The sequence below is a fragment of the Rheinheimera sp. genome, assembly GCF_020217005.1.
Lineage (GTDB): Bacteria > Pseudomonadota > Gammaproteobacteria > Enterobacterales > Alteromonadaceae > Pararheinheimera.
In genome coordinates this window covers 1-10,000 of the sequence record NZ_JAIWOI010000359.1, presented here as the reverse complement: position 1 = coordinate 10,000, position 10,000 = coordinate 1, and the positions used below count along the sequence as shown (strand labels likewise).

Here is a 10,000-nt window from a genome sequence, read left to right as displayed (position 1 = left end):
AACGCCAAAAATACCTCAAGTCCGAAACAAGCCGCTAAACAGGGTTTGCAGAAGATGAAGTCCCTATCCGAACTAGGTTTAGTGCAAGGTGTACTGGCGCCACAGGAAAGACCTGATGTCTATACCTTAAGACGTTTAGGCTTTACCGGCACTGACAGTGAGGTGATTAGTAAAGCAGCAAAACAAGCCCCAGCAGTGCTGAAAGCTGTTTGTTCAGCCTCCAGTATGTGGACAGCCAACGCCGCAACTATTTCACCGAGCGCAGATACTGCAGATGGTAAAATTCATTTTACCCCGGCAAACTTAACCAATAAGTTTCACCGCTCACTGGAACCTTTGACCACGGGTCGGATCCTCAAAGCTATGTTCAATGATGATAAGCACTTTGCTCATCACCAGCATTTGCCGGATAACGATCATTTCGGTGACGAAGGTGCGGCCAACCATACCCGCTTATGCAGCGCTTATGGCGAGGCTGGCGTTGAGCTCTTTGTGTATGGTCGTTATGCGTTTGACTCATCAAAACCAGCGCCTAAACGCTTTCCTGCCCGGCATACGCTGGAAGCCTGTGAAGCTGTCGCCCGTTTGCACGGCTTGTCTGAAAACGGCGCCGTGATGATGCAACAAAACCCGGATGTCATTGACCAGGGTGTGTTTCACAATGACGTGATTGCTGTAGGTAACCAGAATGTACTGTTTTTCCACGAACAGGCTTTTGTTGATACCCAAAGTAAACTCGACGAGATTCGTCGTAAGTTTGGTTCTGCTGCAGATCTGCACTTTATTGAAGTAAAAACTTCTGAAGTCTCGGTGTCTGAAGCAGTAAAGACTTATTTGTTTAATACCCAGTTGGTGACTTTACCCAATGGTGATATGGCCATTATTGCGCCAACTGAGTGTCGCGACAGCGAAACAGTCTCGGCTTATCTGGAACAACTGACAGGACGTGGTACTCCTGTGCGCCAGGTGCATTATTTTGATGTAAAACAAAGTATGCAAAATGGCGGTGGCCCGGCATGCCTGCGCTTGCGCGTGGCGATGAGCGACGCAGAGCATCAGGCAGTCAATCCGGCGGTATTGATGAACGATGGCTTGTTTATCCGGTTAAATCAATGGGTAGATAAACATTACCGCGACCAGATTAGTGAGGCTGATTTAGCCGATCCTCAACTCCTGGTTGAAAGCCGTCAGGCTTTAGATGAGTTAACACAAATCTTAAAACTGGGATCTGTGTACCAGTTCCAGCGTAATTAAGCTAAAAAAGGCGGACTTGTCCGCCTTTTTTATTCGCTCGTTCTAATGGCTTTAGTTAATCAGTGTCCGCACAATTTGCGCTAGAACCAAAGGGGTTACGTGCCGGTGCAGAGTTTTCATCTGCCACGTAATTTCCTGATACTACGGTTCTGAATTCCCTGCTGGACACGTTCTCCGAGCCATCAGCAAAACCTGTCACAGTCAGCAACACTTGCGTCCAGGGTGCTATATCTTTTGGATAAACCATATCAAAAGTTGCAATACCGTTCGCATCGGCCCGCACTGTCCTTGGCACAGACACTACATTACCCGGAGTTAACTGGCCGTCAGCATTAAAGTCCTCACCCGGATCCATAATGCCATTGTTATTTACATCTTCACTTTGACAATCTCCGACTGTCACTACGGGATCCCAGTATTCAAAATCAATTAAATCTGGTTCAGGTTTCCAAAAGCCTTTGTTATAGCTGACGGGTAATACAGAAACATTCAAGTCCTGTCCTGCAACTGGATTGCCGGATGAATCGGTGACCAGAATAGAAAACTCTTTGCTGAACACTGACTGGCTGGGCTCCTCTATGGTGTTACCTGTGCCAAAACGGAAAAACAGAGTTCTGGTTCCCACTGCTACCGGGGTGTTATCCGCCACGACCGGCAGGGTATTGAGCACAGTCGCCTGAACATTTAAATTCGCGCCAGTACCAGCCCCTGTGCTGTTATCTGCCGTAAAGACAGTGCTGGCAAGGCCCTGAGAATCCGTGACCGCTGTGGCGGGATTAATTTGGCCTCCGGGAGCGCCGTTGAGGGTAAAAGCCACAGAACGGTTTTTCACAGGATTATTGTTTTGATCACGCACCACAGCGCGGATCACGCTTTGCTCACCGGGCCCGACCTGAGCCGGAAAAGCCTGAACTTTCACCGAATCCGGCACAGTTGCAACAAATTCAACACGAGTCTGAGTTGTCAGCAGATCAGTCGCACCAGGCCGGATCTCTGTCGCCGCTATATTGGCAAAACCAGCAAAATTTGAGGTAACCAGCACTGATGCCTGACCTTGAGCATTGGTTGTTTGATCCACCGACACTCCGGTCAGATTGCCTGACACCAGGCCCAGAGTCCCTCTGGTCGTGGTGAAATTCAGGGCTTTATTTACATTTGGCAGATTGTTAACCAGCCATTCAGCCGTCAATGCCTGTTCAGTGCCTAACGGAACTTCGATCAGATTGCTGGTCAGAAAGCTAAACTGGTCGGATTGAATACTGATGCTTGCAACAGCTGTGGCACCTAACCCCGCGACACGGATTTCATCGGTTCCTCCCTGAACAGCCCTGTAACTAAAGCTGACACGGCCGCTATTTCCCGCTGTCACCAGCGAAGTGCTGGTGATCGGATTTCCCAAAGCCGAAGTCACCGTCAGACGTTGCCCTTGTATGCCTTTGCCATCAAAATCAGTCAGATCGGCCGTTATAGTCACAGTATCGGCCAATACCATAGAACGTGGAGCGCTGATCAAAATGGAGGTTCCAACCACGTTAATGTCCAATGTCGCGCTTTTGTCACCCACTGAAGCCGTCACTTTCACAGTACGCAGGGACGAATCCACACTGCTGGACAAAGTGGCTTTCGCCACCCCATCTGCTTCAGTCACGGCGCTGTTCACCTGCAGCTCGCCCGAACTGGCGCTGAACTGTACTGTGACACCTGATTGTAAAATGTTATTGGTATCAAGCACTACAGCAGACAACGCCACTTTTGCTGTGCCGCCTGACCCTAATTGCAGGTTATCTGCGATCAGGCGTAATGAGCCAACTGGTTTTTCTGGTTCGACATCATCGGCGTCCCCTGCGGAAGCAAAACTTATGGTAGTAGACTGGCCGCCTGTTAGTGTCGCGGCTATGGTCCCAGCCCCACTTTTGGTGCCCACAATCACTCCAATGGTAGCCACGCCATTACTATTGGTCTGCGCTGTACCCGCTTCATTATTAAAGTTGGCCAACAGCTCATCGTTAAAACTGAAAGTCACCAGTTGCCCGGCCATAGAACGGCCTGTGGACGAGGATAAGGTAGCGGTTAAGGTCAGAGGCTGGGCTTTGCTGACCTCAGAGGATACTGTGCCAGCGGCAGTACTTAAATCCAGGCGGATGCTGATCACTTCGGTAGTTCCACCACCACCATTATCGCTGATGGTACCGCCCCCACCACCACAAGCGGACAAGAGAACCATAACAACTAAGACAAAATACGACCTGAATCTAAGCATCTGGATTCTCCCTGGATGCGCTAACTTATTGTAATCATTCTAGCTTAGTCGAAACTTTTGCACTGGGTTAAGCCAAAGTGCAAAATAATTCCGTCAGTTGCAGTTTTTCTTTTGACTCACAAACTGTTAGGCTAAGCGGCATTTTTCTGGACTCACAAAGATAAAAATGAATTCAAAAAAGAAATTAGGTCTTACCCCACGTATTCTGATCGGCATGGCGCTCGGTATTCTGGTTGGCGCTTTATTTAAGTTCCTGTTAGCGGGTGAAGCTGAGCGGACTTTAAGTTTGTTTGGTGCAGAGCTTGGCCTGCGTGCCTTTTTTGTCGATGGTATCTTTCATGCCGGAGGGCAAATTTTTATCGCCAGCTTAAAGATGCTGGTTGTCCCTCTGGTGTTTGTCTCTCTGGTGTGCGGTACCAGTTCATTAAGCGATGGCAGTACTTTGGGCAGGCTGGGTGGTAAGTCGGTGGGTTTGTATATTCTGACCACGGCTATAGCGATAGCCATCGCCATTTTCTTTGCAGTGCTGGTGTCACCTGGTGCCGGCGTACAAATGACAGCTGATTCAGAATTTAGCGTACAGCAGGCCCCCTCTATCACTCAGGTTTTTATCAACATGTTCCCAAGTAACCCGGTAGAGGCGATGGCGAAAGGCGAAATGTTGCAAATTATCGTGTTTTCTGTGCTCTTTGGTTTAGCTGTGGCTTTAACAGGTGAGGCCGGCGCCAGAGTGAGAGCTTTGTTTAACGATTTAAACGACGTAGTGATGAAGCTGGTTAGCTTTATGATGGCATTGGCGCCGTACGGTGTGTTTTTTCTGATGGCAAAACTCTTTACCAGTCTGGATTTAAAAGACCTGGAAAGCTTAGGTTGGTATTTTGGCACTGTGCTTTTTGCATTGTTTTTTCACGGTTTTATCGTATACGGCAGCTTCATTTCAATTTTTGGCCGTTTAAATCCGCTCATGTTTTTCAGAAAAATGAAAGATGCCGCCCTATTCGGATTTAGCATGTCCAGCAGCAACGCAACTATTCCGGTGAATATGGAAACCGCCACCAAGAAACTGGGGGTTAGCAATAGCATCGCTTCCTTCACTATACCTTTAGGCGCCACTATCAATATGGATGGCACAGCTATTATGCAGGGTGTCGCTACTGTCTTTATTGCTCAGGTGTTTCAGATTGATTTAACCACTATGGATTATCTGATGGTCATTCTGACCGCGACTTTAGCCTCTATAGGCACTGCTGGTGTGCCTGGAGTGGGGTTGATTATGTTGGCGATGGTACTGCAACAAGTAGGCTTACCTGTTGAAGGTATAGCGCTGATTATTGGTGTTGACCGCTTATTAGATATGACCCGTACTGCTGTGAATATTACGGGGGACGCTATGGTGTCGTGCTTGGTTGCCAAAAGCGAAAATCAGTTTGATGAAGACTGCTTTAACAATCCTGACGCAGGAAAAAACAGTTAAAAAAGCTTTGCATAAAAAACGCCGCATCTGCGGCGTTTTTTTATTGGCCCATCACCAACGGATCCAAAATGCTTTTTCTACCAATTGACTGACCTGAAATTGCCGCTGTGCGAAAGGTCGTCCAGTTAAATTACGCACTGCTAACAGCTCAATTGAGGAAGCGAAATCAAACAGTTGCCTGATTTCCTGCTCAGCGACCGAAAAAGGTGGTCCGGACATTTCCTCCTGCGGATATTCAAGACTTAATAGCAACAGGGACACTGGTCCCTGACAAAGTTGCTTTAACTGGCGAACATACTCAAAGCGCATTGGAGCAGGCAAAGCGATTAGTGCAGCCCTATCATAAATCAGGCCTATGCTCCCCAGCTGCGAGGGCTCTAAGCGAAAATAATCCCCTTGCCAGATCGCCACATTTTGATGGGAAAAATGCCGAAACTCTTTGTAGCCAGACACAACATAGGGCTGTCGCTGTTCCTGATAAAATTGCTGGCAAGCTAACTCTGAAAGCTCTGCGCCTATCACCTGCCCCCGCCCTGATAACCACCACAAGTCCAGACTTTTGCCACATAAAGGCACAAAAATAGCTTTTGTCTGATCCCAGAACAGTTGGGATAACACTACAGGCAACAAAGGATGAACGTCAGATTGATGAAAACCAATACGTTGATTTTGCCAGCAATGATGCCAAAACTCAGCGTGCATAACCTAACGCCAAAAACTCAGATTGGCTAACTTGTTCAGGCTGGCAGCAACTGCAGTGCTTGCCGCTAAACCGACTTTTTCAGCCAGTTTACGTTTAAGCTGATACTTCACCTGCACCACTTTTTTGTTGCTAAATTGCTGCACCAGATAATCGTCACTGGTTTGAAGCTGGTCGATTAAATTCAAGGTCAACGCCTGGTAACCAAACCAATGTTCGCCTGTGGCTACCTTGTCCATCTCGAGGACTGGTCTGTGCTTGTGCACAAAATCTTTAAATAACACGTGGGTTTGCTCCAGCTCTTGCTGAAACTTTTCACGGCCTTTGTCGGTATTTTCAGCAAAAACAGTAACAGTACGTTTAAACTCACCTGCCGTGAACTGCTCTACATCAATATGGTTCTTCTTCAGCAGTTTATGAAAATTAGGCAACTGAGCCACCACGCCAATAGAGCCAACAATAGCAAAAGGAGCAGCCAGAATACGATCTGCGATGCAAGCCATCATATAACCGCCACTGGCCGCAACTTTATCGACGGCTACTGTCAGCCGAATGTTTTGCTGCTTGATCCGATCCAACTGAGATGCAGCCAAACCATAACCATGCACTACCCCACCCGGGCTTTCCAGTCGGACCAAGACTTCATCTGTGGCTGAAGCTACGGCCAGGACTGCCGTCACTTCTTCACGCAAAGCCTCCACTTCGTGCGCATCCATACTGCCATTAAAATCCAGCACAAAAAGCCGCTCTTTTGGCTCTTCTTGCTGCTTTTGTTGTTTCGACCAGGCTTTGTAAGCTTTTTTGTCCAGCAGTTGCTGTTGTAGATCGGCTGTCAGCTCCTGATACTGTTCTGAAAGATCACTAAACTCCAGCTCGCCTTTTTTCGCTTTTTGTTTAGCGGCAGCAACCACAAGAATGATCACAGCCAGGGCTATAACAACTGTGGCGGTTTTTGCTAAAAATAAACCGTATTGATATAAAAATTCCACTTCCATTCCTTTTCAAGAAAAACTCCCGGCATTGTAGCCTGATGGCGGCAAAAAAATCGAATACAAGCGGATCAATCTTTGGCTGGACCAGATTTGTTCGAAAAAAAAGCCCGGCTACTGAGCCGGGCCTATACAACGACATAAAGCTGTTAGTTGGCTGGAGCCATCACTGCACCATTAGTAACCAATACACCAGCGCCACGGCTCATAAAGAAGCTGACGCTTTGGCTTTGCATCTCAGTTGTGGCAGCAGCACTGGCAGTTGGGCTCAGAATGGAGCTATGACCACCAGCAATGAAGCGACTTAACGCAGTACCGGTAACAGGGTATGTACCAGCGACATTATTTACTGCTGATGCACCTAACAAGGCCGCTAAAGGTTCAGTACCAGCCAGAGGCATAGGTGTTCTGTTTGGTATCACCTGATCCGGTAATTGTGATGCCTGATCACCAACCACTTCAATTATATAAGTAGGTGTTGCAGAGGCCGCCAGCATAGCAGCGTAGTTATTTGGATCACCAGCATCAGTCACAGTCTGAGCCGCAAAAGCGAAGGAGGAGAAGGACGCATTCAACGCAGCTAAAGCAGTTGGGTTAGTAGCCGACAGCGCCTGTACGAACGAGTTAAAACAAGCAGCGTAAGGTGCTGACTGACCAGCGCCACAGCTATTGCTAGTTGCGAAGTCAATATAACCCTGAGCTGTTGCACCACCTGCACCTAACAACACGCTCGCTTTAATCGTAGGACCAAAAGAAGCCGAATCTAACAGGAAGTTCGCGACAGCACCACCAGGCATAGCCAGAGTTGCAGCACGGATTTTATACAAAGCATCCAGTTGAGCATTGCCTGTGGTTGTGTTGGCTAAAGCCACCATCGAAGTACCTGAAATAGCACCTAAAGAGTGACCTAAGAACTGAACGTCCTGAGTATTTAATAAACCTGGCTGATTATTAAAGTTCATACCTAAACGTAAGCCCAGCATATCTGCGATGCTTTGACGCAGGTTGTCGCGGGTGACCAACAGGTTAGACAGGTTCATATACACAGTTGCATTGCCATTGCTTGCGTTTAACGCGCCAAAGCCGCGGCTGCCGTGTAACGGATGGTCGATAGCTATAGTGGCAAAACCACGGGCTGATAAAGCACCTGTGATAGCTAACATATCTTCTTTCTTAGAAGTAATACCGTGTTGCAGTATCACTACTGGCCAGCCTGCGGCCGGTTTAACCAAACCTAAAGCAGCGCCACGAACTTCATCAGGCACTGTCACCTGTACTGCTAAAGTCTGAGTGCTGTTTACTTTAGGAATAACATTAAACTTAGTCAGGTGGCGTTGTTTGTCTAAACCAAAATCACGCAAAGCACCATTGGAAGCTGCATTACAAAATGCATCGTTGCCAGCCTGCGCCGGGTTAGTAATACCGGCTTCCAGCGCAGTTTTTTGTGCCTGAGTTAAAGAGGCAATGATGGCGCCAGAGTCACAACGTGCCGTCCAGCGCGTGCTTAGTGGCGCTGTAGGGTTCTCTGCTGTTGCAGCCCCTAAATAGTATGGCAGGTTGATAGTACCAGTGTAGAGTTTGGCCAGTTTAAAGATAAAACGTGGATCAGCCAGGCTATCCGCTACAGCTTGGCCCGGGAACAACACATCAGACACTACTGCGCCTGTATTCGTCAGCATCACTGAAGGTGGAGTGTTGTTATTTAACGGGCTTGGTGCCATTAACTGTTTAATAGTGGTAAATACCGGAGCTGTTGACTGAGTCGTAATAGCCGCAGTATAGATAATACCCGCTTTATTAATGGACTCTGCTGATACCGCATTTTCAAAGCTGTTAATCACAGCTTGCAGAGCCAACTGAGCTGCAGTACCTAAAGGCTTAGTTGCAATGTCCTGCTTCACCAGTTCATAGGAGGAAGAAGGTGCTACAGAACGGCCTTCACTATCTTTTATTGCATCAGTGAACACCAGAATATAAGTCGTGGCTGGTTTTAAAGGTTTTAATGGGATAATGGCCACACTATTTCCACTGGCGCGTGAGATGTAATCCACACCATAGGTCAGGCTGTCCACTGCTTTACAGGCCGTACCACGCGGCACTGCACGACAATTAGCATCAGGTGATGCCGGATCACCCATCAGGGTTTCGACTAAATACACAGCACCAGCTTGTTGCACGCTGGCTGCATCTAAAGTCACACCTGCAGTGAAGCTAAGAGCAACAGTAAAAGGGTTTTGCGTAGACCAGCCATCCAAAGCGCCAAGAGCAGTAGTTGGATCAGCATAGTTCGGCGCATCAATGTGAGTTCCGGCAGCATTTTTCTCACCAGGCATAAACAAGGTGCCGTCAGTAGTGCCTTGTAGTAATAAATCGTTAGGGGCCGACAATACGCCGTTGGCCGGGTCATAGACTACGCGTGATAAAGGAACCTGAACCTCACCACCTGTTTGAGTATCGTCTTTAATTTCGTCCAGTGACTCACCACCGCAACCGGCTAAACCTAATGCACTGGCAATGGCAAAGCTAAGCAAAAGCTTGTTCATATCTTCTCCCCGTGTCCTGTATTTTTCTTATTCTGCCCCGATAGTTATCTAACGGAGTCGTTGGTTTTGTAATGTTAGCCTTTAACAGCTACGACCAGTTAAACTTAACCCAATCGGAAAAAATTCGCTAGCTCAAAATCAAGCTAGTTGAAGAAAGGTGCAAAATTAGTACAGAGCAGGTATGCTGCGGCCGTTTTTTAACTGCGAAGAGCCCTATTTATGTTTAATTATCAGGCGAAGGCCCAGTCACTTGCAGGCAAAGTTATTCTGGTCACTGGTGCTGGCGATGGCATTGGCAAAGCGGCGGCACTTAGCTACGCCGAATATGGCGCTACAGTCATTCTGTTAGGCAAAACAACTTCAAAGCTGACTGCTGTCTATGACGAAATAGTAGCAGCAGGTTGGCCAGAGCCGGCTATAGTGCCGCTGGATTTAAAGGGAGCCACGGCAAAACACTACCACGACATGGCCGCTACTATAAAAGCGGAGTTTGGTAAATTAGACGGACTGTTGCACAACGCTGGCATGCTTGGCGTATTAAGTCCGTTTGAACATCTGGACCTGGCGACCTGGCAGGATATTTTGCAGGTTAACGTCACAGCAGCCATGCTGATGAGTCAGGCATTGATCCCTGTAATGAAATTGGCACCTCAAAGTTCTATTGTTTTCACGTCTTCAGGTGTGGGTCGTCAGGCCAGAGCTTATTGGGGAGGCTATGCGGTCTCTAAGTTTGCCACTGAAGGTTTAATGCAACTGATGGCAGCCGAATACCAGGGTACA

The 10,000-nt window shown here is 47.9% G+C and carries 7 protein-coding genes; 3 read left to right on the top strand and 4 right to left on the bottom strand.

The annotated features are described in order from the left end of the window. On the top strand, positions 1–1,254 hold a 1,254-nt coding region (astB, locus tag LDL40_RS17790), incomplete at its 5' end, for an N-succinylarginine dihydrolase (protein WP_300996817.1). Positions 1,255–1,309: 55 nt separating this feature from the next. Here the strand turns inward: astB and LDL40_RS17785 are convergent. Beyond that, positions 1,310–3,514, bottom strand: coding sequence for an Ig-like domain-containing protein (locus tag LDL40_RS17785; protein WP_300996816.1), 2,205 nt, complete (start codon positions 3,512–3,514; stop codon positions 1,310–1,312). Between the two features lie 166 nt (positions 3,515–3,680). Here LDL40_RS17785 and LDL40_RS17780 point away from each other — a divergent pair, with 166 nt between their 5' ends. Then, positions 3,681–4,988, top strand: coding sequence for a dicarboxylate/amino acid:cation symporter (locus LDL40_RS17780; RefSeq protein WP_300996814.1), 1,308 nt, complete (start codon positions 3,681–3,683; stop codon positions 4,986–4,988). A 51-nt stretch (positions 4,989–5,039) separates the two neighbouring features. Here the strand turns inward: LDL40_RS17780 and tmpT are convergent, their stop codons facing one another. From tmpT to LDL40_RS17765, 3 genes are all read right to left on the bottom strand, one after another. Beyond that, positions 5,040–5,690 (bottom strand): thiopurine S-methyltransferase, encoded by a 651-nt coding sequence (gene tmpT / locus LDL40_RS17775; RefSeq protein WP_300996813.1) that lies wholly within the window; start codon positions 5,688–5,690, stop codon positions 5,040–5,042. Between the two features lie 3 nt (positions 5,691–5,693). Beyond that, positions 5,694–6,683 carry a protease SohB gene (gene sohB, locus LDL40_RS17770; RefSeq protein WP_300996812.1) on the bottom strand — a complete coding sequence of 330 codons (990 nt, stop codon included), beginning with the start codon at positions 6,681–6,683 and terminating at the stop codon, positions 5,694–5,696. A gap of 143 nt (positions 6,684–6,826) precedes the next feature. Continuing rightward, positions 6,827–9,220, bottom strand: coding sequence for a VolA/Pla-1 family phospholipase (locus LDL40_RS17765; RefSeq protein ID WP_300996811.1), 2,394 nt, complete (start codon positions 9,218–9,220; stop codon positions 6,827–6,829). Between the two features lie 219 nt (positions 9,221–9,439). Between LDL40_RS17765 and LDL40_RS17760 the strand changes: the two genes are divergently transcribed. Beyond that, positions 9,440–10,000, top strand: a 561-nt coding sequence (locus LDL40_RS17760) for a YciK family oxidoreductase (protein ID WP_300996809.1), incomplete at its 3' end; no start/stop codon positions are given.